Consider the following 24,168-nt stretch of genomic DNA (forward strand, 5'->3'; position numbering starts at 1 on the left):
GAACTTATGGTAAAAAAAAGATGAGCAGATTGTTATTTTTTCTCATTTTATCTAGTGATATGTTTGTGATAGACCCTGACTTCAAGGTATACTCTTAGAAAGTAGGTGAAAAAATGGAAGTTGAAAAATGTTACGCGCCTTTACCGGACGGGTCTGTCCTCTATTACGAGAAAACCGGTTCAGGACGCCCACTTTTTTTACTGCACGGAAATGGTGGCAGCAGTGCCTATTTTTCAAAGCAGGTCGACGCTTTGCGTCAAAAACATCAACTGTATTTAATCGATAGTCGAGGACATGGCAAATCCACCAATACGCAGAAGAAAATCGATTTTTTTAAAATGGCAACAGATCTCTTAGCAATCATTCAGCAAGAAAAGCTAACGAAAATCGCCTTACTAGGATTTAGCGATGGTGCCAATCTGGCGATGGTCTTTTGCCATCTCTACCCAGAGCATGTCAGCTGCATGATTTTAAACTCTGGCAACACGGAACCGCGAGGTGTGCGGCTCTTTTCTCGAATCGGCAGTGTTTTGCAATATCTGATCGTTTGGCTTTGTTCTCCATTCTCCAAAGGCATGCGGGGCTTTCTGCCTATTTTGGGATTGTTGTTTCGTCCAATCGGTCTCTCCACCGCCGATTTGAATCACCTCAGTGTGCCGACATTGATCTTGGTTGGCAAACGTGATTCGATCAAGCTCTCCCATTCATTTTATATTGCAAACAGTATTCCTCAGTCCAATTTTATCGTCGTCAAAGGACAAGGACATAGTTTTGCACGAAAGAATCCAGAAGTATTTAATACGAAAGTATTATCTTTTTTAGAAAAGGTCGGTGAATAACTATGAGAATCTTTACTTGGCTCCGCGACCACCGCTCACTGTTTAAAACACTCTTCTTAATTGCAGTAGCCGTGATCGTGTTCGGCGAGCTGCTTTCCTTAAGCAAGACGATCTCGATTGATCAACTAAAACAATTGTTTGCGCAACTATCCCTTTGGCGAGTGGCTTTAATGGCTGTCATTGGCTTACTGTGTGTCTTTCCCATGGTCTTATATGATATCGTCTTGAATCGCTTACTAGGGGACAAACCTGATCGCCGTTATTTACTAGAAACCAGCTGGATCATCAATACCATGAACAATTTGATCGGCTTTGGCGGTTTCATCAGTATCGGGTTACGGTCGGAATTTTATGGCAAAGGAAAAAAAGGCAAAGACGTTGCCCAAGCAATTTCGAAGATTTTTATCTACTTAATGTCTGGTCTTTCGATTTTGTCGCTTGCTGCGCTGGCATTCGTCCTCTTCGGGCCCACGACCGATTATCTACAACAGTATTGGATCTGGCTTTTAGGCGGCAGTCTTTATTTTCCAATCGTCTATGCCCTTAGTTTTTCCAAAAAAAATGCCTACTTAGGTGGGCTGCAACGACGTGATCGTCTGCAGCTGATCGCCGCTTCCTTATTGGAATGGCTGGGTGTTTTTGCCGCCTTCTTCACAACGGGTCTCTTGATGGGTATCTCGGTCGATGTGTTTCAACTGTTGCCGCTTTTCATTGCTGCTTCCGTGATTGGAATCGTATCAATGATTCCTGGGGAACTTGGAACGTTTGATGTAATGATGATCATGGGAATGGGTTCACTGCAAATTCCTCGTGAAAGTGTTATTGCTTGGCTCTTGCTGTTCCGCCTGTTTTATTACATTATTCCCTTTTTGATCGGTTTGATCTTTTTCTCAAAAAATGTTGGTGTCTCCCTCAACCAGCGCTTTTCTGGAATTCCAAAAAGCTTGTTGTTGGAAGTATTCCATAAGATCGAAGTGTTGCTGCTTTATCTGACGGGAACGATGTTGGTACTCTCCGCCACGATCCCAGAAGCCTTTGACCAAATCAAATGGTTAGCCCATCTCAATCCGATTCGCTTGAATTTCGTGATGCAGTACCCGAGTATCTTTCTCGGCTATCTCTTTTTGATTGCCGGTCGCGGCATCTCTGCCCGTGTCAGTCGCGCGTATGTGCCGACACTTTTGTTGATTGCAGCAACGATCGGCTATGCTATTTTTGCGGGTTTCCGTTTGTCGACCATGCTGTTTCTTCTATTATTATTAGCGATCATGATTTTTTCAAAAAGCGAGTTATTCCGTAAACAGCTAGTCTTCTCGTGGGAATGGTTGACGATCGATGGTTTGTTGATTGGTTCGCTGACGATCCTCTATGTCATTATTGGGGTCTATAATATGCCTCATCTCAATCGACATCCGACGCACCACCATTCGATGGACTTTTTGCTTTTCCCCTCTGAAAAATTATGGCTCCAAGGTTTCGTTGCGATTTTATTTGTCGCCGTTGCGATGCTGCTGTTTGCCCGCTACTTGATGGGACCAAAGTACCAACTAGGTGTCAGTGCCGCCACTGATAAAGTGAAACATGTTTTGAACACCTATGGCGGCAATAGCGACAGCCATCTTGTTTATTTAAAAGACAAGCAAGTGTACGTTTATCCAGAAATCGGCGAGCCGACGGTCTTTTTTCAGTTTACGACCTTTAATAATAAATGCTTGGTCATGGGGGATCCTTCTGGGAAGCAAGCAGACTTTCCGCAGGCACTGGAAACCTTCTTAACAGAGATGGATCAGTGGAATTACTTGCCGGTCTTTTATGAAAGTAGTGAAGAAATGGTGATGCTGCTGCATGAATTTGGGTATGACTTTATCAAATTCGGTGAGAAAGCCTATGTGGATCTACCTAGCTTCACCCTTTCAGGAAAGAAAATGAAGGGACAGCGGGCATTGAACAACAAGATCACCAAAGAAGGCTTTACCTTTGATGTGCTCACCCCACCCTTTTCAGCCGAAACCTTTGCAACCCTTAAAGAAATTTCTGACAACTGGCTAGATGGACGGAAAGAAAAAGGGTTCTCCCTTGGATTCTTTTCAGAATCTTATCTAAATACCGCACCAATTGCAGTCGTCCGTAATCAGCAGCAAGAGATCGTCGCGTTTGCCTCCTTTATGCCCACGTATCAAACAGGTCTGGCATCCATCGATTTGATGCGCCACGATTCTGAAAAAGCGCCAAATGGAACGATGGATTTCTTGTTTATTCAGCTATTCGACTATTTTAAAGAACATGGGTATCAACAATTCGATTTAGGCATGGCACCGTTAGCCAATGTTGGTACTTTCCGCAGTAGTTTCTTGCAAGAGCGGATCGCCTATCTCGTTTACACCTTTGGTTCTCGCTTCTATTCTTTTGAAGGGCTACGAGAATACAAACAGAAATATGCCGCTTCTTGGTCCCCTCGCTACATCTTGTATTCTCGGGACAGTTGGATCGGTTATGTCATGATGGCCCTGTTGATTGTCGATAATCAATCGGCAGACAAAACGAAATAAAAAAAGCTCAAATGCGCCGATTTGTACTCGGAGCATTTGAGCTTTTTTTATTGTTGTGCTTAGAAGTTATTCTGCTGATTTAGATGGTGCGTTTTCCCAAAGTTGTTTGACGACTGGAATATTTCCCAGTTCCGTCATGTTTGATGGCAGAATGACCGTATTGGTATTGCTATTGACCACATCTTTAAAAGCTTCGATTCCTAGATATGATAGTGAGCGCTCGTCTAGTTGACTTTCTTTGATAGCTTCATTGATGGCTAAAATCCGCTTGCGTTCGGCTTCTGTGATTTTGGCGATTCGTTCCGCTTCTGCCTCGGCATCGATCCGGACACGTTTTGCCCGTGCCTCCGCGTCGATTTGGGTTTGTTCCGCCCGAGCTTGCGCATCGATTGTCATCTGAGAAGCTTTGGCTTCCGCACTCAAGACAGAAGAAGATTTCTCCCCCTGGGCTCTTGTGATCATCGACTCTTTGTCTCTGGAAGCTGTGATCAGTTTGTTCATTGATTCAATGATTTCTTGAGAAACTTTGATTTCCCCAATGTTGATTCGGTCGATCGCTAGCCCATAGCCGGCCGTGATGTCTTTGATTGAAGTAAACAGTGCTACGTTGATTTCTTCTGTCCCATTTAAAACCTCATTCAAATCCATTTTCCCAATGATCCCCCGTAAGTTTGATTGTGCATCTTGAATCATTGAGATAACGGAGTTTTCATTTTCGTAAACAAAAGCACGAACATCTGTGACGTGGTATTTGATTGCTTCATCGATCTGCACGATCACGTTGTCTTTTGTAATTGCACTTTGCGGTTCGATCTCCAAAGGAATCTGTTTCAAGGACACTCTTTCTCTTACTGTATATAAAATCGGAACAAGAAAATGAAGACCTGGTTCCAACGTTCGAACATATTTCCCAAAACTTTCCACGACTTTGACTTCCCCTTGACGAACGATCACAGCAGTGCTTGCAATCAGCCAAATCAGAATCACTAATACTAAGATAACTAAAATAATTTGGATAATGATCATTGTAAAAACCCTCTTCCATTTTCAAATAATGTATTGTTTACACGGGTCAATAAGACACCGTTTTCAACCCCGATAATCTCTAACATCACATTTTCATCAGGAATCCCTGCAATCACCCGATATTCTGTGTAGGTGCCATAAAGACGGATATAACCTGAATAATGATCCGTCAGCGATCGAAAATAGCGTCCAACCGCTCGTTGTTCCATGTAGTCTACGATGATTTTCCACCCTCTTTGCCTGCATGCAGTAAATTCTTCGTTTCAAACTAATTGTTCATTCTGTTACAAGTGTTACTAACTATAATAGCACGTTTCACCCAAGAGAACAGTAAACTTTTTATAATTCCCTCCTTTTTAGAAAAAAAAAAGACAAACTGAAAACCAATTTCTTGCATTCTTCAATTAAATTGCATACAATTAAATTGTACAAAATACAAAAAACACAGGAGTGAAGAAATGATGAAAAAAATGTATTCAACAAAGATGATCAACACTGGTGGCCGTTCAGGAGAAGTACACAGCCCTGATCATTCATTTGAACTAAATATCACTGCACCTGGCAAACGAGTAGAAAATGCAACGAATCCGGAACAACTTTTTGCAGCTGGCTTTAGCGCTTGTTTCAATAGTGCCCTTGAATTGGTGAAAAGCAGCAAAGGGATCGAAGGTGCTTCTACCGTTAGCGCACAAGTGACCTTATACGCAGAAAGTGAATCAAGTTTTGTCTTGGGTGTGGAGATCGAAGGCCAAATCGAAGGTTTGTCAACAGAAGAAACACAAGAATTGCTTGAGATCGCTCATACCGTATGTCCTTACTCAAAAGCTACAGCTGGCAACATTGAAGTGACAGTCAAAGCCGTTAGCGAGTAGACTTTCGTTGAAAAAACAGCTATGATAAGAGGCGGATGTTAGAAAAAGGGGTGAAAACATGAATGTCTTAGCGTTAGAAAACCAATTGTGTTTTCCTCTATACGCCGCTTCAAAAGAAATTATCAAACAGTACAAAGACTTACTAGATCCGTTGAATTTGACCTATACCCAATATTTAGTGATGTTGGTGTTATGGGAAGAAGAAGCGATCAGTGTCAAAGCATTGGGGAAGCAATTATGTCTCGATTCTGGCACACTGACACCGGTTTTAAAAAAGCTTGAGGCAAAAAGCTACCTCGCAAGAAATCGAAATCAAGACGATGAACGTTCCTTGCGGGTTACACTGACGGAATCCGGCAAAGCACTTCATAAGCAAGCGCTAGAGATTCCCTACAAAGTGACTGAATTCTTGCCCCTTGAACCGGAAGAACTGTCAGTCCTCCATGAATTGACGACAAAGATGGTACAAAAATTTCAAGAACAAGAAAAATGATCCGCTGTTTTCACAGCGGATCATTTTTTTATCATCCAAACGAGTTTTATTTAAGAAGCTTTGGTTTTCAATTCACCGATCACATTTAGTAACTGAGTTAATTGTTCTGGGTCCTCAATTTTTTTGATGGCGATTTTCACTAATTCAAAAATTTGATCATCGGTTAGACCGGTCTGCAATATCTCTAATTCACTTACAGCTGGTTGAAAACGACGAGCCAAAACTGATCCACTCATTTTAATGCTCGCAATTTCTAGAACTCCTTGGTTAACTAATTTGCGAATCACGGACAATGATGTGTTACGATTCAAGTTGAAACGTTCACTAAATTCTGTACAGCATAATGGTTCATCTACAGCCCAAAAACAAACTAAGACTTCCCACTCTTTTTTTGAGAAACTTAAGTAATCCATAATTGCTCCTTTCCACGCCGATTAGGCTAGTTTCTATTTTCTAATTAAAACAATCGCAGCTTTTTCAATCAGCTGGCTATCCTCTTCCTCTTTCCGATTGTTTTTTCTTTCACTAAAAGGATTATATATCAATAATAATCTATTTTATTCACAATTTCAAAATATTTTTTATTTTAATGATAAATAACGTGTTTAATTATTCTTTTTCTTGATAAAAAAAACGACTAGCTTACCTAGTCGTTTTCTTACTCTACTTGATACTCCTACGAAAAATAGTTATTGAACACTAAAGATCAAACTCTCATGCTCTTGTTCTTTCAAGGAATAGCCACAAAATTCTTTATTCAAATTCGGATAATCCCGTTCGATCATTTGAAGGATTTCTAGCTCCGTCAACAATTTGTCTTCTGACAATTGCAGAGAGTTCAACAAAACAAAACGAGAATCGTAGCCTAAAATTTCCGGCATCAACTGCCAAAAGTTCGTGCTGTCAATTCGTTGGATCGTTTCCTCCATAGAAGCGATCAGTTTTTGGACATGATCATAGACTTTGGGATAATCAGTTTTTAATAGATCCAACAGCGCTTGATCCAGCACTTTATCAAAATAAGCCTTCGTGTCAGTATAAATTATTGAAGAAATCACTTGTTTCATCAATCCTTTCATTCAAATGCCATATTCGACATCGTCAAGGATGGCTCCTTGTTCCTATATATAGCATACTATCGGTGATTTTCGTTCTCAAATTAAGGACAGAATTTAGAAAAAAAAGAGAAGCTACTATTCTAACCCCTAATCTTACTCAACAATAGCAAAATTTTGCCAAACTGATAAGCAAAGCGAATCAGCACTTGTCGAAAATGAGAAAATTGTCAGATTCCCTTCTTTTTTTATCTAGCGCGATCCCTCTCCAACAGGAACTGCAACTGCATTCGCTCAGTAATTATACACTCCTACGCTTCCCTAATGAATGTAGGTTTTGTCTCATTTTCACAAACGACTGACACAGCATAATTTCAGACAGAACCTTATACAACATGTATAATTAAATTATAGAAAGACATCAAAATAAAACGAAACGAGGAGTGGATCACAGATGAAGAGTCATTGTAAATGCGGAAAAAAATTGAGTGCCCATGAAAAAAGCTGTCCAGACTGCAAACACAAAAAACAGCAAACTTTAGAATCCTTGGAAAAATTCGTTAAATACGGCAGCTTCGCATTAGCCGGTCTGTCATTAGTTTTGAAAATTGCGAAAAGCCGCCAAAGCTAACTTTATCGCTTCAGTCAACAAAAAAAACGCCATCTGGGCGTTTTTTTTGTTGCTATTCATCGATGATCGTACTTTCCAACCGCCAATTGATAGCGCCTGTATAAGTTCCGGGTGAAATTAGCTCCATTTTGGGAACAAAGCGAAAGTAACAATCGTATTCTTTAAGATCAACCGTTAAATTTGCTTCGCCTGTTGGTTGCTGTTGAAAAATCACTTGTTCCTCAGAGGTTATGGAAGCCATCAGCTGATTGGTCTCCAGATCATAGAGAACCAATTGGATTTCATCCGCCAGCAGTTGTTGCTCTTGCAAAAAATCCGTCATCTGACCATTTAATTGCCAAGTTCCCTCACTAGTATTCGTGATTGATAAAAGAGATGGTTCTTCGTCATAAGAAAGTGCTAGATAAGCATAGCCATCGTCTCTGATGGAACGCGCCAGCTCATTTACCGTGACTACAGTTCCATTGATTGAGGTAGGCGCCTGGTTAAATTCCACGATCCCACGAAAGTCGATGCCATAAAAACGAGTCTCCGATCGATTCCCTTCCGTGTCGATCACATAAACCGCCAGATAATACGTCGTACCCGGTGCCAACGCATTGGTATCCAACATCAATGTATCCGTCAAAGGCTCGGTTATTGCACTTCGTTCAATGAGGGCCACCTCTGAAAAATCATCTTCAGTGATAGCCGTTTCTTCGGTAAAAAAATCCGTAGCGTACACTTTGGCTTGAGTCGAGTTTTGGTCCTCGATCGTAATTGGTAGATAACAATTACGCTTTTGTCGCACGATCTGTCGGTTTGCTTTTGCTTCTGTTAACGACACCAAACCTGTGGTCAAGCTCGGCGGAAAGTTTCCGGTCATTTGATAATAGTGGGTTTCTGGATCCCCCGAGGTCAAACTAGAGACAAAGGCATTCCCATTAAAAATCGTTTGGACAGGAATGATTGTATCCAGATTCTCATCGATCGGAGCTTCTGTGTAATTGACGGAAAAATGAACAATGTAGTCGTTTCCTTTGACCATGTCAGGTAGTGTCGTAATTAACTGCCCATTTTCAATGACAAAGGGTAAGGCGGTTCCGCCTTCCGGCAGACCATTGACCATAATTTCGCTGGCCTTACCGAAATAAACAGCTTCCGGTACGAGAGACAAGCCCTCCGGAAAAAGACTGGAAAGCGTGATGCCTGATTCTAAATCAGCTAAATCGCTGGTGTCCTTGTAGGAAAGATAGGTCGCATAAATAATGGTTTTGCTATTGTCGACAGTGGCTGGCTGGGCAAGTGTCGTACCAGTATCCAACAATAGTTTGACCGGGTCTTTTTCAAAAACACCGGTTCGCATATCAATTTCTACTAGTCCTTCAACATCGACAAAGGCCACAGCTTTTTCTTGAACATAGCCACCGTTTGCACCTGTAAAACCAAAATAGACCGGTGCACTATTGGTCAGGTTCAAATTCGATTTGAAGGTGTCATCAACAGGTACTGTTACATCAACACCGAAATCTGGTACGGTGTAACGCAACGTTTGCGTTGGCTGATCAAAAACTACTGTAAAACTATGCCACACCCCATCGGAAATATCACTCACTGATACCGTATCACGATGATTTAAGACTTTGTCGATAATCAGCCAACCATCGGTGGTATATGCGTCATTTGAGCCGGGAAAATTCCATGCGATATGATGGCCGGAAGGAACATCGCGATCCATCATACCGTCCCCAGTCAAACCGGCATTATTATAGAACGTATCGAATTCAATCGCAAAACTTTGTGGGATCGCTCCCGTACTTAAAGGAGTTGTTCCTCCTGTATTTGACCAGACTCCAATCGTCGGTCCTGCTTGTTCTGCCAGTGCATTTAAGCCACTGCTTTGCATCACAAAAGCTATCCCATCGCTGTCCGTTGCTGTATTATCGATACAAAATGCCATTTCTAACCGAAAGGAGCGAGTAAAAGAAACCGGCTTATTGAACCAGACACCACCACTGGAGTTGGTGGTAGCTCCATCATTGACCTGAACATAATTGAAGCCCGGTTCTCCTTGTGGCGAACCCGCTTGGCCCACAGGAGTGATCAGAGAATCGTCAATCGCTAACGTAGGAAAATCTGGCGCAGATACCGCAGCAAGGACGATTTCTTGTTTCCCGCACAGCAGCAAAATGCTAAAAAAGAACACATAGCCCCATCGGATAATGCCAAACTTTTTCATCACTGTCCTCCGCTTTCTTCATTCTGATTCTTCTTTCACTGCCAGCCCATCATCTACTTCTGCTTTATTACGTCTCTTATAAAAAATGAACAAGAGAAGTAGGACAAGCAGGAAGAGAAGTATCCCTCCTGCATAGAGCCAGTACTGTTTTTGAAGATATGCTGCACCTAATGTTGTCTGGCGGTTGATAAGCTTGGCTTGCTTGCGATCAACCACCACCGAATCCTCAAATACCCACGTTCCTTTAGGCGCATTCAACTCGATCCGTAACATATAGGTCCCCGGTTCGAGAATGTTCTGATCAAAGGCACTAAACAGCTCCAAAACCGAATTCGGAGCTATTTGAAAATCCTCTGCAGAAAACCCACCGACCTTGTTGCCGCTGTCTTGCTCACGTATGATCGTTTTCACAGATATTTTGCCAAATGCTGTGGGCTGACTATTGCGGATACTGCTTTTGAGAGCAGCAGAACCATTTCTTTCCACCGCCTCAGAATTGATCAAAGACAATTGGGGATCAGGCATGGTTGCCACATTCTGACGCAAGCGGATCCCTTGCTGAATTTTATAGTTGGCTTGCAGATTTGTTTGCTGGCTTTCAGTTGTCTCTGACGGTTCTTCTTCAAAGGCAAACACACCAAGTATTTCTCCTGCAAATTCTTCACCTTTCATTGAAAGGGTAAAATGAACCTGATGACTTTCTCCAGGATCAAGTTTAATCGTCTGCCTTGGGTTCTCAATCAATTGACTAAACGAGGTTCCTTGGTTCTCTTCGGCGGTCTGTTCTGCTTGATACGCAATAATCCCAGTAGAGGCCGTATAACTATTTAGTGCTGTTGCTTTTATGGTCAATGCGTCTGAGCTTGTATTATGAAGGGCAACAGTCAAATCCTGTTTGGTCTCATCCGTTACCAGTAAGTCAAAGTAACTGACATCGCTAAGTTGATTTTGGGGAAGTTCTGGGGTTACTGTGAACCGCGTCGTTTGTGCATAACCGGTAACTTTTATAAAGCAAAACAGACTAATAAAAAAGCTGATGAGTACCAACCACTTGATTTGTTTTTTCATTGTCGCCCTTCCTTTGTTATTCTGCTTGATAAGTATTTGATAATGTCCAAGTAATCGTGCCACTATAAGCACCACTGTTGATGTTTTGTTTTGGAATCGTCAAGGTTGCACTTGTAAAATCAAAATCATTTGTTGCCAGACCCGTCGTTCCATTAGCACTAGCAATCAGCGTAGGATCTGTTGCCCCTACCATCAATTCTGTTCCTGAGACGAGGGAGGCATCGCCGGAATCAATTGACCCATTGAGGGTGACTTTTGCATTTAAAAGTTCATTGTTTGCAGCATTTGTCATTTTTGATAATTGAGCAGTCAACTGCCAGCCTGCTTCATTGGGTCCACGATAATCGGTAATTGACGTTGCCTCATTCGTTGCAGTGGTAAGCACTTGATCGCCTGTCGCAATATCTTTGATGCTCGTAGTACCAAAATCAAAATTCGTCACTTGATCTAACGATAAGATTCCTTGTTCGATGGTTATTGTCGCCTGACTGGTCATTGAAGCAGTCGGATTCGCTTCCGCCGCAAATGCCCTAACAGGTGATAGTGCCAAACTGATACCGATTAAACCTAATACTCCCGCCTTTTTCTTCATTTTTATCTCTTCCTTCCTTTTTTGATGAGTAGTCGATGGATGAAAAAAGCACCGATAAAAAATAATAATTTAGTTTGTATTTTTTCATCTTATTCTCATCTATTATAAGTATAATCCATCATGGTTATCATACGGTTCACAGATTTAGCGTAAAAAAAACGCCAAAAAGGAGAATGCCTTATGTATCGAGAATTTATTTCTCCCGCAGAAGAAAAGAAATTAGCTATTTTCAAGTATGTGTGTAATTCGAATGGAGTAACACTCGTTAAACTCTCAGAAGCCCTAAAGATCCCATTAAAAAGCTTACAAAAGTACATCTATTTTTTAAACGAAGATTTGCAGCAACTTTCACCAACGTTACTTTTGAATAAAAACAATTACAATCAATATTTTGTGGATTGTGGTGAGGAAGAAGAGCAACCTTTTTATTCCAAGCTGATGTATCATTATTTGCTCAACTCCACACAATATCACTTTATCCATTCGTTGATTGGCCGTAACCAAACACCCCTCACACAGCTATGCCTTGATTTACACATTAGTCAGTCTCATGTATACCGCTTGATCAAGAAAGTCAATCAATTACTAGAAAAGTTTCAGATTGTTATCCGAACAGATCACCAAAATCGGATTGAATTAGCGGGCAAGGAACTTGATATCCGTATTTTTATTTATAGCTTTTTAACTCAAAGTGCGCCTGCTGAATTGTGGCTTTTGCCAAGTATCTCTCCAAAAGAGACCGCCAAGTTTACCGCCTATTTTGAAACTTCGGCTTTTGATCAACTAACAAAAAACAAATTAGCTGCATTTTGGCAAACCGTTGTCGGCCGCAGTATCAAAAGAAAATATCTGCCAATAATCCCTGATAAGTATTTGGAGATGATGGAATTCTACTGCTTTTTACCAGCAGATATTCTTGACTCACTCTTCTTAAGTACTGAGTATGTTTCAGACAAAACGCGACGATCAGAGTATCTGTACTTGAATTTCTTCCTCCATGTCTTTTTACCGGGGGTTGTTCCCCAAGAGAAAACACAAGCCATTATTCAAGCAATTAAGTACTCTAAAACGGATCTTGTCTGTTTTTTCACTACTATGATCGAAGATTGGCATACTACCTTTGCTCCTAATCAGGGAAAAGCCGAATTCGAAAAGCTTTTGAGCAGTTGCCTGCTAGTCTTCAACCTATCGATCATTATTGGGATCGATCTCTTGGAGGTTTGGCAGCTAGAACACGAAATGCTGACGGAAAACGCTCCAACAAATGACGAGACCTATGCGGCCATCAGCCAACTTTTACTGACCCACGTTGAAAACTACCCATTTGCCGACCTGGATAAAGACTATTTTAAACAGACACAATTGCCTTATCTGGCTCATCTCTTATATTTGGAAACACTGATGAACACGCCCCCTACCGTATCGATCTATATTCAAACGACGATCCAATACCGCACAAAGCAAATGATTGAGACGAGGATTCGTTCGATTTATGCTAAAGATTCTGTGACTTTCGTCAAGCAAATGGAAGCCGCCGATTTATTGATCACGGATAATTATGAAGAAGTGATGTTCTCCGAAAAATTAGTCTTGCTGTCAAACCTGCAAGATGAACAAGAGTGGGCAGCGATTTTTGCAAAAATCAATCAACAAATGATGACAAAGATGTTTGCGAAACAAGAGAAGTAAGCTGCCGATTCCATTTACATCCGCAAAAAAAAGCCCGAGCATCTTTGCTCGAGCTTTTTTACTACTATTTTTAGTCCTGACAATTTTAAGCGAAGAAGCTACCACCAGTTACACTGTACACTTGGCCAGTTACATAACTTGCTTCATCAGAAGCTAAGAAAACGTAAACGGGTGCTAGTTCCACCGGTTGACCGGCACGTTTCATCAATTCTTTTTGACCAAATTCTGGGATCGCAGATTGTGGTTGACCACCAGAAATTTGAAGTGGCGTCCAGATTGGACCAGGCGCAACGGTATTGACCCGAATACCTTTTTCACTTAATTGCGCAGCTAACCCCTTACTAAAGGAAGTAATGGCACCTTTCGTGGCTGCATAGTCTAACAGATGGGCACTTGGTTCCGCACTTTGGATCGAAGTGGTGGTGATGATGCTTCCACCGGCTGGTAAGTAATCCAACGCTTCTTGAACAGTCCAATACATGGAGATGATATTCGTTGTAAAAGTATCTTGAATTTGTTGCGTAGTCAACTCTTTGATGTCCTTCACCGCTTGTTGCATCCCAGCATTTAGAACTAACGTATCTAAACCGCCTAATTCTTTGGCTGCTTCATGAACCAATTGACGAGCGAAGGTCTCATCTTTTAAGTCTCCTGGGATCAAGACTGCTTTGCGTCCAGCTTTCTCGATGACTGCTTTGACTTCTTGCGCGTCTTCTTCTTCAAAAGGAAGATAGTTGATTGCCACATCGGCGCCTTCTTTGGCAAAAGCGATGGCTGCAGCTCGACCAATACCAGAATCACCACCGGTCACTAATGCTTTGCGTCCAGTTAATTTGCCTGAACCAGCGTAGCTTTCTTCCCCGCAATCAGGTACTGGCTGCATCTTCCCTTGAATCGCCGGTGCTTCTTGCACCTGTTTTTCAAATTTGCCATCATAATACTTCGTTAACGGATTGTTGATTTTTTCTGACATGCTCGTTTCCTCCTTGATTATTTCTACTTCAATTTGCCATATTTTCTTATGACCTTACTTAAAAGTGTAAAGGAAGATGGAGGGAATGAGAAACGAAACGCTCAGTAGAACAAATGAAGCCCAGAGGAAAAGGAGCTTTGTCCAAGTTGGAAATCGCCCTAGATCACAATCGAAAACGTCACCATCGATGATCCATTCTTTTAGGAAATGACTCATCAATGGTGACGTTTAAAAATGTCTATTTTACCAAAAGTGTGCGAAGTGCCTGACGAAACGCCTCCATCTCCTCGGCGGTCTGTAGAAAAACATCGGGATGACTGTGGTGGCTGTCGATCATCCAATTTTTAGTATCTGTAACGTTAAGAAAATCTGCTACTAAGGCATCCGTTTGCTGCGGTTGAGTAGCTTGGGCGGTTTTCAAGAGATAGAAATCTTCAATTCCCCGCTGTAGTTGTTTATACCGTAAGGACAACAACAAATGTCCATGATTGCCGGGATAAATGAAACATAGATCGCCGATGGGTAGTGAGCTCGTATTGTAACGGATATCGGTTCGGGCATTTTGCGGCCAGCAATTGTAAGCCCACCGCAAGAAGCCGTCTGTTTTAAACTGATAGGCCAAGATTCCTTGCATTCGCGTCTCTAATAAAGGACTGTGCAAAAAAGTGTTGGGTTTGTCTGGGTAATTGCAAACATAGTACTGAGTCCGACCCGGATGACTTTGCGTCAGTGTTTCGTAATGGTTGCAGGTACAGTAATAGGAAGTCACGGGATGATCGATCACTGGCAGCAACTCAAACAAAACGTCTTCTTTATCAAACGCTGCTTTGATCTGGATCGTCTCATCAATGTCTTTTAGGACAGCCAAAGAAGCTCGGAAACTGTCGATTTGATGTTTCTTCGGTTCGTCAGAAACGATCCGAACCTTCTCCCACAGATTGTTCCCTTTAAAATAAACAAATACTTGACGTAGATATTCCTGCAACTCGGCCTTTTGATGAATAAAGCCGAAGGTGCCTTTTCCCTCATCGTAAAAGCGAATCACCAATTTTTCTGGATGGTCCAAGTCGACCAGTGGGAAAAACGGCGGTTCCCAGACACCGAGTAAGCCAAATACATCGATTTCTTCAGAGATACCCGCTTCAAAAAAACATTCGAGGTAGCGAGTAAGGATAGAAAAATCACAATGCAGCTGTCCGCCTTGAGTCTTTTTAACTTTGACCATCGAGTATTCATATAAATTGGCCGGATAGTCTTTGACGATATAGTTGAACCACCCCTTCCAAGGAATTTCTCCAGCAATCACCGTGATTGCTTTTTGTCCGATCGCCGATAAGCTTTTCGCCATTTCTTTGATCAAGTCGAAGTGGGCATCACTCCATAAAGGAACGTCAAAGGTGCGAGCCAAATTGCTGGGCTGCTGCCACATATTCAAGTGGAATGTCTCTAAATATTCTTTTGGAAAAGTAAAAGCGTCCACTTCAATCGTTAGGCTCTTTTCTAACAAGCACTCCTCTTGGCTAGTCAAGTGTGTACGATAGACCTTGATTTTCACGGGATAAGCTTGCGGTTTGATCGTTTCATCGATCTGCCACTCCAAATAAAGCGGTGCATAGCGATCACCAGGATAGGTTTTGGCTGTTTGCTCAAGCAATTTATCGGCGTACGCCAGTTCATGCTGTCCGACATAATAATCGATGAATTGCGCTTTGACCGGCAATTCGCTGATGATTTCAATGCGGATCATTGGAATCTCAATTTCATCGGGAATCGAAAATTCTTCCCCTATGATGTAATGATTCCGTTTGCCATCGTGTAGCAACAGCTGACAAGCAGCGTGGCTGTTGCGAACAGCTGATAGCGTGGTAATGGGTTGCGGCTCCCGGGTTAGCAACGCCGTTGATGCCTTATAACTTTCATGTACAAGGATTGCCTTCATGCTTCTTCTTCCTTTCTAGGATCAGTCAGCCGTGCAACAAGGGCTTGATAGGAAACTTGCTCAAATGCTTCCGGCATGATCGCTAATAACTGCTGCAGGCTGATATTCTTTACGATTTTTAAACGACTTTTGTCTGCCCATGATGGAAAAGCCTGCAACAGCAAGCGTTTGTTTTCATCTGAGTCGAACAATACCCGAATCGGCCACTGGCCAAGATCAGGCAGCAAAGCTGGTTTAGTAACCTTTTCTGCCCAATTCAACTCTAGCCATTCGACGCATTCATCAAACCAGCGAGCAAAGCGCGGATCGACCATTTCTTTACGATTGCCAAAGCGTTCGGTCGCCAAAGAAAGACCGTGACGTCCTTTTTGGAAAATATGACTTTCAAAAGGGACCTCATGCTCTTCTAGGGCTTGTAAGTAGGCCAGCGAGTTTTCGATAGGAACAACATTGTCTTCATAGGTTGAAAACAAAAAGGTGGGCGGCGTATCTTTCGTGACACATTCATTTAATGAAGGCGCGTCGATCTGCATGACTGTGGCAAATGAGGACAAAATCGCTGGATAGCCTAACAAACATAAACTTGGTTTCATAGGGGAGATCGTCGATAGCGCCGCTGCTAGATGACCGCCGGCCGAAAAACCGATCACAGCGATTTTTTCGGCGTCGATTCGCCATTCACTGGTTAGTTCTTGGATTTTAGCAATCGCTTTTTCGGCATCTACTAAGGAAAGGCTGAAACTGCGATGCACCCCCACATGATAGCGTAAGACTCCGGCGTGAAAGCCTTGGGCAGCAAAATTTAAAGCGATCGGCTCGGCTTCTCGCTCACTGCAAAAGGAGTAGCCGCCGCCAGGGATCACCAAGACAAACGGTCGATTCCCCACCCGATCATACTCCGCTTTTTCCTCGTGCAGATAAACCGTCAACCCGGCTTGTGCTTCTTGATCAAATAGATATTCCTGAATAAACACCGCTTACTCTCCTAACCCGTTTTTATCGATGACGTTTTGATACCAATAAAAACTGTCTTTCTTGTATCGCGCCAAGTCTAGCAGCTGCTCATCCGTGCGATTGACATAGATAAACCCGTAACGTTTAGCGATACCTTCATGAGTACTGATAAGATCGATGGCACTCCACGGACAATAGCCGATCACATCGACACCATCTTCGATCGCGAGTGCCATTTGTTCAATGTGCTGTTGCAAGTAGTCGATGCGATAATCATCGTGGATTTTACCATCGGTTGTCAAAACATCTTTGGCACCGATGCCGTTTTCCGTGATCAAGAGAGGCAGACGATAGCGGGAATAAATTTCATTCAACGTAAAGCGAAACCCTTCAGGATCAATGGGCCAGCCAAATTCAGTCATGGGCAAATGAGTGTTTTCTACTGCTTGAAAAAACCCGGGAATTCCAAAACCAGACTGTTGATCGAGTTTTGTCTCTTTTTGAAAATAACTGCTGACGGTCATCGTGTTGTAGTAATTCAATGCAATATAGTCACAGGTACCCGCTGCCAAAATCTTTCGATCTGCTTCGGTCACTGTGGGTGCTGCGCCAATCGTCTCTAATAAATGCCATGCGTTATGATTGTACGTACCGAAAACAGCGACATCTAGGAACAACCAATTTCTCAGGGCACTCATATAAAGAGCTGCCAGCTGATCGGCTGGTTTTTCAGATGCAGGATAGACACTGGCGATATTCGGTGCCGGGCCAATCCTGCCGTTAAAATTGCCTGCATGAAATTGCTGAGTAACCAATGCTTGTGCCACCAGCATATGATGATTTTCTTGAAATTTTTCTTTCATGGATTTTTGACTCGTACCAATGACCGAACCAGCAAGCGCCATCACATTTTGTTCATTGATGGTTTGCCATAGTGGGACTTGTTGACCAAAGTTCTCGAACAGCACTTGGCAATAATCAGCAAATGCTTGGATCGTTGCTCGGTTTTCCCAACCACCTTCTTCGGCAATGGCAACGGGCAGATCAAAATGAAAGACTGTTACGATTGGTTGGATCTCATTTTCAAGTAAAAGGTCGATCAACTTCTGATAAAACGCCAATCCTGCTGGGTTGACTTTACCATCAGGCATGACTCGGCTCCATGAGATGGAAAAACGATAGGCTTTTAACCCTAATTCTTTAAACAATTTCACATCTTCTTCATATCGGTGATAGTGATCTGATGCTACTTTAAAATCAGTGGTCCCTTGCGGAATCTCTTTGATGTCTTGCACTGAGGGACCCTTGCCGTCTTCTGCCCATGCGCCCTCTACTTGATAAGCACTAGTGGATGCTCCCCACAAAAATGCTTCTGGAAAATTACTCATTCCAAGGTTCCTCCTTAACTGCACCGATCAAATTGGCATCCGCTTGAAAATAAGCGGCTTGGATCGCAACTGGTTGCAGTGTTTTTTCAATGATTGGTGCCGTTTTAAAAATTCCTTGATAGCTGGTGGTTATGGCATCGATCACACGCGGCTGACGACTGATACCGCCACCGATAACGATTTTCTCCAGTCCCAATAGACACTGAAGATCAAAACATAAGACGGCGACTTCTTGGGTATAGGTCGAAAGCAATGCCTCTGCTTCAGGGTCGCTGGTTTTTTCAAGCGTTTCGAAAACCCGCGGACCATCAGCTGTTACCTTCAAACAAGCAGCCAAACGCTCAATCAAGCCGACGGCGGAAAGACCGACTCCAACGAAGGAATTTCTGTCCATGATTCGCCGATCACGGATCATGAAACTGACCTCCCCTGCTTGACCGCGATTTCCACGATAGAGCTTTCCATCAAGGCAAATTCCGACACCAACACCCGTTCCTAAAATAATCGCCGTCCCATTTTGAATGCCTTGCAGATTTCCAGCTTTCATTTCTCCTAACACTGCGGCCTTTGCGTCATTTTCGACCGTAATGGTTGTCACCTTTTCTTCACTTAACTGGCAAAGCAAATCGGGTAAGTTCACCCCATCGAGGTACGGCAGGGCGCCGCCAAAGAAGACCGTCCCTGTTTCATCGACGGAACCAGGAACTGCGATAGCTACTTTGGTGAAAGAATCTTGACGAGCATAGGTCTGGAGGATCATTTTGATGGTTTCATTAAATGCCTTCAGTGTTGTCGGTGTGGGAAAACACTGTCTTTCATTGACCTCGTTGTTTTTGACCCATCCCGTTTTGATGTGCGTCCCGCCGATATCAATTCCTAAATAAACCAATTGTGCCACTCCTTTGTTTACGCTTGTACTTCTTCGATGATTTTTTCTGTCATTCCTGTTGCTTCACTTGCTTGCTTTTTTTCAGCAGCCAGTTCTAATTCATATTCTTTCTTGTCGGCAATTTTTAAGAATGGATACCACATAACAATCCCAATCAGCATACAGATGACCATCAAGATCGTGTAATTGAGCCCTCCTGAAAACGGCATTTTGATGAAGGTCGGTGTCGTCCACGGCAACAAGCTCATAGTAGGATTCAAGCTAATAGGTAAAATCGTTGTCGCCAATCCCCAGGTCACGAACCCAGCAATCAGTTGTGTGAATACCTGTGGGATAAAGAACAAGGGATTCAAAATAATCGGCATCCCAAACATGATCGGTTCCGTGATGTTAAAGATCGATGGGATAAATGACAACTTTCCTAGTTGTTTCATTTTTGCCGATTTGCTGCGGATCATAAAAAAGGTGACAAAGCCCATGAAGCCGGCAGCATACATCCCCATGTAGATCACAGAAGGAATCAGATAAGGCAACGCTTGGCCTTGTTGGTAGGCGGCAATATTTGAAACGACCATGGTCATGCTAATCGCCCCAAGCGGCCCTTGTAAGACTGCGTTATGGATCCCAAAGAACCATAAGACGGCTAATAATTCCATAATGATGATGATGGATAATGGGCTAGCAACCAATGAATTTAACGGTGCATTAATTACATCAATAAAGAATTGGAAAATCGAGCCTGATGAAGTAAACCCAAACAAGACGCGTATGACAAAAACGACGACAAAAATAATCGTGACCACAAACACTGGTGCTAAGGATTGGGTTACCATTGGGGGAACACTATCCGGTAGCTTGATCATGATATTTTTTCTTGATAAGAAAGCATAGAAACGTGTCACCAATAAAGCCGTCAGCATGCCGATAAACAATCCTTGTCCGCCTAGAAAATCAAGCTTCAAAGCTCCGATCGTTTGTTCCACTGCTTGGCCATCTTGCATGACAGTCGTTGCCACCGTTTGAGGCATCAACATGATGAAACTAGCTAATGAAATAATCGCCGAGTTGCGTTCGTTGCTTCCCAACTGTTTTGCGTAGGAATACGCCAAACTGTATACGACATACAATGCAAAGACGCCAGTTGCTCCGTTGGTGATCGCTTCAACATGTTGGAAGATGCCAATTTTCGTCAAATAGTCCGTCCAACCGGGAATCGGAAAGTTACCCACGATTGTGATAAAGGCGATCCCTAAAGTGATGGGACTTGTTCGAATAAACCCTTCCATCAAAGCCGCCAAGACTTTGTTTTGCTGCAATTTTTGTGACATTGGTAATAGTTTGCTACTTAAAAATGCTTCTAATTTTTCCATTTTCTCTCACTCCTTTAATTTATATGGTTACGGTAAGCAACGTTTCTTTTTGATCGATCCGCATCAGGAATCGATAGGTACCATTAGATAAGTGTTTTGCCCCTTGATTGTCATAAAATCCGAGTACTGATATCGGCAACGACAATCTTTTCTCTTTGTCTTCTTGGGGTGCCAATAAGACGAGGTCACTCGCAATCAATTGCCGACTTGGACGAACCATCGATGCAGGGCGCTGCAAGAGATAAATCTGAACGACGGTTTCTCCAACTACTTCCGCTTGATTTTTGATGCGATAGTCTAGTTGGATCGTTTCACTGAGGACCGCACTCCCTAGCCATTCACCAGTAAACGTACCATAACTGAGACCTGTCCCGAATGCGAATAAGGGTCCATTTGATTCATCTCGGTATTTTGACAAAAAGCGATCAGAATGCTCACTAGCTGTCAAAGGTCTCCCCGTTGGCAGCTGGGCACTGTATATTGGAATCTGCCCTTCACTGCGAGGAAAGGTCATGGACAGTTTTGCCGTCGGAGAAGCCTGACCACTCAGCAGATTGGCAATTCCGATCCCACCCATCGTTCCCGGATACCAAACTAGCAGTAGGCTGTCAAACAGCGGCTCCACTTGGGTCAAGACGAGAGGCCTGCCAGTGTAAAGCACGCCGATCAAAGGCTTACCAGTCTTTTTCAACGCTTGGATCAAGCGAATTTGTTTCAGCGGCAGCTGCAAATGAGCTTTTGATGCACCTTCGCCGCTCTCCATAAATTGTTCTCCAAAGGTCAAGACGATGACCTCTGCTGCCTCAGCCGCTTTGACGGCTTCCACAAGCAGCTGATCTTCTGGTTCGATTGGTCCATTCAGCTGCTCGATGCCGGCTTTTAAAGGACCGAATTGCTCATAGGAATCAAACAAATTGTATCCGCGGGCAAAGATCAGGTTCTCAGCTGCGAAATGTTGCAACAACCCGGCTTTTAAAGGAATCGTGTCTTGTGGCTTGCCGCTGACAGATGCCCAAAATCCTAAGGTCAACCGGCTTTCTCCATAAGGACCGATCACAGCGACGGTCTGGTCTTTTTTCAAAGGTAAGCTGCCATCGTTTTTTAACAACACACAGCTTTTTTCTACTAGCTTAACGGCTAGCTCTTTGGCTTCATCCGATAAAACCTCTCCAGTGTGTTGCGTTCTCAACCCTCGATAAGGATTTTCAAACAGTCCTAGTTGATTTTTTAATACCAGAATACGCCAAACTGCTTCATCTAATAAAGCCGCAAGTTCAGGTTGCTTGATCAGTTCTGGTAAGTGAGTTGCATAGACCGAAGTCATCATATCAAAATCGACGCCTGCTTCCAAACCTTTTTGGGCGGCTTCTCGTTCATCTTTGGCAAACCCGTGAGGGACCAATTCCTTGATGGCTGCATGATCGGAGACCAGTACCCCATCAAAACCGAAACGTTCGCGTAAAATCTCTCGGTTCAGCCAGCGACTGCCAGTTGCGGGCTCACCATTCAGTACATTGAAGGCCGTCATCACCAGCAATGCTTGAGCTTCGATTGCCGCCTGATACGGTTGCAAGTATTCATTGAATAAGCGCTGATTGGACATATCGACTGTATTGTATTCTCTGCCCGCTTCTGGTGCACCATAGCCAGCAAAATGTTTGATGCAGGCAGCTACGTGATTTTCTGCCAGTCCACGGGTGAGATCGCCTTGATAGCCCGTCACGACACTTTGGGCAAAACGCTTTGCCGTATACACATCCTCTCCTGGCGACTCCATTACTCTGCCCCAACGAGGATCCCGAACAAGATCCAGCATGGGTGAAAAAATAACATGAAGACCATTTTGGTAACATTCTTTGGCGGTCATCTCAGCGGCTTGCTCAATCAAATCAAAATCGTAGGAACCTGCTTGGGCAAGCGGAATTGGAAAGATTGTCCGAAACCCATAAATGACGTCGGACATAAACAACATAGGAATCTTAAGTCGGCTGTGTGCTAACGTTTCCCTCTGTAACTGAATCAATTTTTGGTAATCGTTCACATTATAAATCGAACCAATCTCGTGAATGTTCAAATTTTTGGGAAGCCCCAAATCTTGCATCGGGCCAGTAGTCATCACCTCATTTTCGGTGACCAGACTCCCATTTAGTTGAATCGTCTGGGCGATTTTTTCTTCAGGAGTTAGTTGCTGAAACAACTCTTTCAATTTTTCACTATCCATGTTTGATCCTTTCTGTAACCGTTTTATTTAACTGAATTATAGAAGGAAAGAAATCTTATATATACTAAAAAACTAGTATTTATACCAATATATTTATTGAATACGAAAAAAATTACGTTATACTAAAAGAAAAATACGACTAAACTTTGAGGTGTTTCCATGAATAAAAAAACGCTGACCACCGCAATGGATCTGCTTTATCGCAAATACTTGATTCCCATGATCCTCTTGGACCAAGACGGGAGTCCTTTATATCCCTCACTGACCTTAACATCCAACAATTCCCTCAAACACTATTTGGAAGAAACGAATGGCCCAGTTGCCAATCTCTATCATTTTGGAAAATATATGCTGGGGTGTTTTGCGTTTCAGCTAGCTGGAAGAACCTGTTATATGGTCATCGGTCCCTGTGGCGTGATCGGCACACCCGAGACGTCTTACACGTTTCTTGAACATGAATACCACTATAATGTGCATTACTCCAAAGAAGATACATACTCCTTTGAAGAATACATCCAGCTGCTTTATACGCTGTTTGTGGAGCGGCCACTGGAAAAAGACCAAATCCATTGGCATTACCAAAATGATCCCCACGACCGATCAATGCAAACGGATCTGAGTCTGGAAACCAATCTTTATGAACGTCGTGTGCATGAAGCCACCTTTGATTCTTATCATTTTGAATTGCGTTATCTTGATTACATCAAGCGGAACGAGCCTGAAAAAGTGGTTTGGGTATTTAACAAAATGAAAGAGACTTATAGTGTTTCTCTCTCCCCTTATGAACTTGAAGGCTTGAAGCTGAAGTTCTCAGCCTTTGTCGCTGTCGTGACCCGCATGAGCATTGATGAAGGCGTACCAGTCAACCAAGCATTCGGTTTATCCGACTCTTTGATTCAAGGACTAGTTTATATTCATTCTGCCGAAGAATGCCTCCGCTATATCAAAGAAGCAACTTATCGTTTTATGGAACTTTTGCATAGCTATCCATTGGCAAAAAAATCACTATTGGTCAAAACGATCGTTAATTATATTGATAGCCATCTCTATGAAAAAGTAACCATTGATGACCTCGCTGCCATTACTGAAAAACATAAGACGCATCTATGTAATCAGTTCAAAAAAGAAATGAACAAAACGATCCACAATTACATTCAGGAACGAAAAATCAGTGAAGCCAAACATCTATTGCTGTTCACCGATTATTCCTACGAGAAAATCAGCACCCAGTTGGCATTTGCAAATCAAAGCCATTTTATCCGTAATTTCAAGGCCGTTACTGGGCAAACACCAAAAGAATTTAAAGAAAAACATTACGCTCACGCTTTAAGTTAAAACACGTTTTTCTTCACTAAGCCTCATCAGCAAGGGTTATTATTTTTAATAACAAATGTTGTAAGCT

At 42.7% G+C, this 24,168-nt stretch carries 20 protein-coding genes; 6 read left to right on the forward strand and 14 right to left on the reverse strand.

Annotated elements, in window-relative coordinates:
• The first annotated feature begins 113 nt into the window (after nucleotides 1-113).
• Nucleotides 114-839 carry an alpha/beta fold hydrolase gene (locus tag IGI78_RS10220; protein ID WP_005225694.1) on the forward strand — a complete coding sequence of 242 codons (726 nt, stop codon included), beginning with the start codon at nucleotides 114-116 and terminating at the stop codon, nucleotides 837-839.
• Nucleotides 840-841: 2 nt separating this feature from the next.
• Nucleotides 842-3,388, forward strand: coding sequence for a bifunctional lysylphosphatidylglycerol flippase/synthetase MprF (mprF, locus tag IGI78_RS10225; protein ID WP_430617992.1), 2,547 nt, complete (start codon nucleotides 842-844; stop codon nucleotides 3,386-3,388).
• Between the two features lie 66 nt (nucleotides 3,389-3,454).
• Here mprF and IGI78_RS10230 read toward each other — a convergent pair whose 3' ends face one another.
• Together IGI78_RS10230 and IGI78_RS10235 are read right to left on the reverse strand one after the other, a co-directional pair.
• On the reverse strand, nucleotides 3,455-4,414 hold the full coding sequence (locus tag IGI78_RS10230) for an SPFH domain-containing protein (RefSeq protein WP_200124823.1): 960 nt from the start codon (nucleotides 4,412-4,414) through the stop codon (nucleotides 3,455-3,457).
• On the reverse strand, nucleotides 4,411-4,623 hold the full coding sequence (locus IGI78_RS10235) for a hypothetical protein (protein WP_430617993.1): 213 nt from the start codon (nucleotides 4,621-4,623) through the stop codon (nucleotides 4,411-4,413). The genes IGI78_RS10230 and IGI78_RS10235 overlap by 4 nt, the downstream gene beginning before the upstream one ends.
• Before the next feature lie 252 nt (nucleotides 4,624-4,875).
• Here IGI78_RS10235 and IGI78_RS10240 point away from each other — a divergent pair, with 252 nt between their 5' ends.
• Both IGI78_RS10240 and IGI78_RS10245 read left to right on the forward strand, forming a co-directional pair.
• The gene (locus tag IGI78_RS10240; protein ID WP_081118133.1) at nucleotides 4,876-5,286 is read left to right on the forward strand and encodes an organic hydroperoxide resistance protein; all 411 of its coding nucleotides are present in this window, start codon (nucleotides 4,876-4,878) and stop codon (nucleotides 5,284-5,286) included.
• Nucleotides 5,287-5,344: 58 nt separating this feature from the next.
• A complete protein-coding gene (locus tag IGI78_RS10245) occupies nucleotides 5,345-5,779 on the forward strand; it encodes a MarR family winged helix-turn-helix transcriptional regulator (RefSeq protein WP_223079859.1) in 435 nt (144 codons plus the stop codon).
• 50 nt (nucleotides 5,780-5,829) lie between these two features.
• On the opposite strand, the gene IGI78_RS10250 is transcribed toward IGI78_RS10245, so the two are convergent.
• The 5 genes from IGI78_RS10250 to IGI78_RS10270 form a co-directional block, all read right to left on the reverse strand.
• Nucleotides 5,830-6,192, reverse strand: coding sequence for a hypothetical protein (locus tag IGI78_RS10250; RefSeq protein WP_077454481.1), 363 nt, complete (start codon nucleotides 6,190-6,192; stop codon nucleotides 5,830-5,832).
• Nucleotides 6,193-6,468: 276 nt separating this feature from the next.
• Nucleotides 6,469-6,837, reverse strand: a complete 369-nt coding sequence (locus tag IGI78_RS10255; RefSeq protein WP_077454484.1) for a DUF7006 family protein — start codon at nucleotides 6,835-6,837, stop codon at nucleotides 6,469-6,471.
• Between the two features lie 680 nt (nucleotides 6,838-7,517).
• A complete protein-coding gene (locus IGI78_RS10260) occupies nucleotides 7,518-9,683 on the reverse strand; it encodes a lectin-like domain-containing protein (protein WP_430617994.1) in 2,166 nt (721 codons plus the stop codon).
• 18 nt (nucleotides 9,684-9,701) lie between these two features.
• A complete protein-coding gene (locus IGI78_RS10265; RefSeq protein ID WP_142424380.1) occupies nucleotides 9,702-10,751 on the reverse strand; it encodes a DUF916 and DUF3324 domain-containing protein in 1,050 nt (349 codons plus the stop codon).
• 16 nt (nucleotides 10,752-10,767) lie between these two features.
• Entirely contained in the window at nucleotides 10,768-11,343 is a 576-nt protein-coding gene (locus IGI78_RS10270) for a WxL domain-containing protein (RefSeq protein WP_195264956.1), read from the reverse strand.
• Nucleotides 11,344-11,523: 180 nt separating this feature from the next.
• Between IGI78_RS10270 and IGI78_RS10275 the strand changes: the two genes are divergently transcribed.
• The gene (locus tag IGI78_RS10275; RefSeq protein ID WP_430617995.1) at nucleotides 11,524-13,032 is read left to right on the forward strand and encodes a helix-turn-helix domain-containing protein; all 1,509 of its coding nucleotides are present in this window, start codon (nucleotides 11,524-11,526) and stop codon (nucleotides 13,030-13,032) included.
• An 85-nt stretch (nucleotides 13,033-13,117) separates the two neighbouring features.
• Here IGI78_RS10275 and IGI78_RS10280 read toward each other — a convergent pair whose 3' ends face one another.
• The 7 genes from IGI78_RS10280 to IGI78_RS10310 all read right to left on the reverse strand — a co-directional run bounded on the left by IGI78_RS10280 (nucleotide 13,118) and on the right by IGI78_RS10310 (nucleotide 22,766).
• A complete protein-coding gene (locus IGI78_RS10280) occupies nucleotides 13,118-14,005 on the reverse strand; it encodes an SDR family oxidoreductase (RefSeq protein ID WP_077454560.1) in 888 nt (295 codons plus the stop codon).
• Nucleotides 14,006-14,243: 238 nt separating this feature from the next.
• On the reverse strand, nucleotides 14,244-15,944 hold the full coding sequence (locus tag IGI78_RS10285; protein ID WP_140964977.1) for a DUF4091 domain-containing protein: 1,701 nt from the start codon (nucleotides 15,942-15,944) through the stop codon (nucleotides 14,244-14,246).
• Nucleotides 15,941-16,918: an alpha/beta hydrolase gene (locus IGI78_RS10290; protein ID WP_195264952.1), complete on the reverse strand. Its 978-nt coding sequence runs from the start codon at nucleotides 16,916-16,918 to the stop codon at nucleotides 15,941-15,943. The genes IGI78_RS10285 and IGI78_RS10290 overlap by 4 nt, the downstream gene beginning before the upstream one ends.
• A gap of 3 nt (nucleotides 16,919-16,921) precedes the next feature.
• Nucleotides 16,922-18,286 (reverse strand): glycoside hydrolase family 1 protein, encoded by a 1,365-nt coding sequence (locus tag IGI78_RS10295; protein ID WP_140964978.1) that lies wholly within the window; start codon nucleotides 18,284-18,286, stop codon nucleotides 16,922-16,924.
• On the reverse strand, nucleotides 18,279-19,184 hold the full coding sequence (locus tag IGI78_RS10300) for an ROK family protein (RefSeq protein ID WP_195264950.1): 906 nt from the start codon (nucleotides 19,182-19,184) through the stop codon (nucleotides 18,279-18,281). The genes IGI78_RS10295 and IGI78_RS10300 overlap by 8 nt, the downstream gene beginning before the upstream one ends.
• An 8-nt stretch (nucleotides 19,185-19,192) precedes the next feature.
• On the reverse strand, nucleotides 19,193-20,545 hold the full coding sequence (locus IGI78_RS10305) for a PTS sugar transporter subunit IIC (RefSeq protein ID WP_195264948.1): 1,353 nt from the start codon (nucleotides 20,543-20,545) through the stop codon (nucleotides 19,193-19,195).
• A 19-nt stretch (nucleotides 20,546-20,564) separates the two neighbouring features.
• Entirely contained in the window at nucleotides 20,565-22,766 is a 2,202-nt protein-coding gene (locus IGI78_RS10310) for a glycoside hydrolase family 3 N-terminal domain-containing protein (protein ID WP_195264946.1), read from the reverse strand.
• Between the two features lie 159 nt (nucleotides 22,767-22,925).
• Between IGI78_RS10310 and IGI78_RS10315 the strand changes: the two genes are divergently transcribed.
• Nucleotides 22,926-24,101, forward strand: coding sequence for a helix-turn-helix domain-containing protein (locus tag IGI78_RS10315; protein WP_140964982.1), 1,176 nt, complete (start codon nucleotides 22,926-22,928; stop codon nucleotides 24,099-24,101).
• Nucleotides 24,102-24,168 lie beyond the last annotated feature (67 nt).

The organism is Enterococcus sp. DIV1767 (assembly GCF_050542585.1).
GTDB lineage: Bacteria > Bacillota > Bacilli > Lactobacillales > Enterococcaceae > Enterococcus_D > Enterococcus_D innesii.

Bases quoted from the DNA above. Each gene is read 5' to 3' on its own strand.
- IGI78_RS10280 (WP_077454560.1), bottom strand. From the start codon at position 14,005: ATGTCAGAAAAAATCAACAATCCGTTAACGAAGTATTATGATGGCAAA.
- IGI78_RS10285 (WP_140964977.1), bottom strand. From the start codon at position 15,944: ATGAAGGCAATCCTTGTACATGAAAGTTATAAGGCATCAACGGCGTTG.
- mprF (WP_430617992.1), top strand. From the start codon at position 842: ATGAGAATCTTTACTTGGCTCCGCGACCACCGCTCACTGTTTAAAACA.
- IGI78_RS10245 (WP_223079859.1), top strand. From the start codon at position 5,345: ATGAATGTCTTAGCGTTAGAAAACCAATTGTGTTTTCCTCTATACGCC.
- IGI78_RS10315 (WP_140964982.1), top strand. From the start codon at position 22,926: ATGAATAAAAAAACGCTGACCACCGCAATGGATCTGCTTTATCGCAAA.
- IGI78_RS10250 (WP_077454481.1), bottom strand. From the start codon at position 6,192: ATGGATTACTTAAGTTTCTCAAAAAAAGAGTGGGAAGTCTTAGTTTGT.
- IGI78_RS10305 (WP_195264948.1), bottom strand. From the start codon at position 20,545: ATGGAAAAATTAGAAGCATTTTTAAGTAGCAAACTATTACCAATGTCA.
- IGI78_RS10240 (WP_081118133.1), top strand. From the start codon at position 4,876: ATGAAAAAAATGTATTCAACAAAGATGATCAACACTGGTGGCCGTTCA.
- IGI78_RS10235 (WP_430617993.1), bottom strand. From the start codon at position 4,623: ATGGAACAACGAGCGGTTGGACGCTATTTTCGATCGCTGACGGATCAT.
- IGI78_RS10265 (WP_142424380.1), bottom strand. From the start codon at position 10,751: ATGAAAAAACAAATCAAGTGGTTGGTACTCATCAGCTTTTTTATTAGT.
- IGI78_RS10275 (WP_430617995.1), top strand. From the start codon at position 11,524: ATGTATCGAGAATTTATTTCTCCCGCAGAAGAAAAGAAATTAGCTATT.
- IGI78_RS10220 (WP_005225694.1), top strand. From the start codon at position 114: ATGGAAGTTGAAAAATGTTACGCGCCTTTACCGGACGGGTCTGTCCTC.
- IGI78_RS10260 (WP_430617994.1), bottom strand. From the start codon at position 9,683: ATGAAAAAGTTTGGCATTATCCGATGGGGCTATGTGTTCTTTTTTAGC.
- IGI78_RS10230 (WP_200124823.1), bottom strand. From the start codon at position 4,414: ATGATCATTATCCAAATTATTTTAGTTATCTTAGTATTAGTGATTCTG.
- IGI78_RS10295 (WP_140964978.1), bottom strand. From the start codon at position 18,286: ATGAGTAATTTTCCAGAAGCATTTTTGTGGGGAGCATCCACTAGTGCT.
- IGI78_RS10310 (WP_195264946.1), bottom strand. From the start codon at position 22,766: ATGGATAGTGAAAAATTGAAAGAGTTGTTTCAGCAACTAACTCCTGAA.
- IGI78_RS10270 (WP_195264956.1), bottom strand. From the start codon at position 11,343: ATGAAGAAAAAGGCGGGAGTATTAGGTTTAATCGGTATCAGTTTGGCA.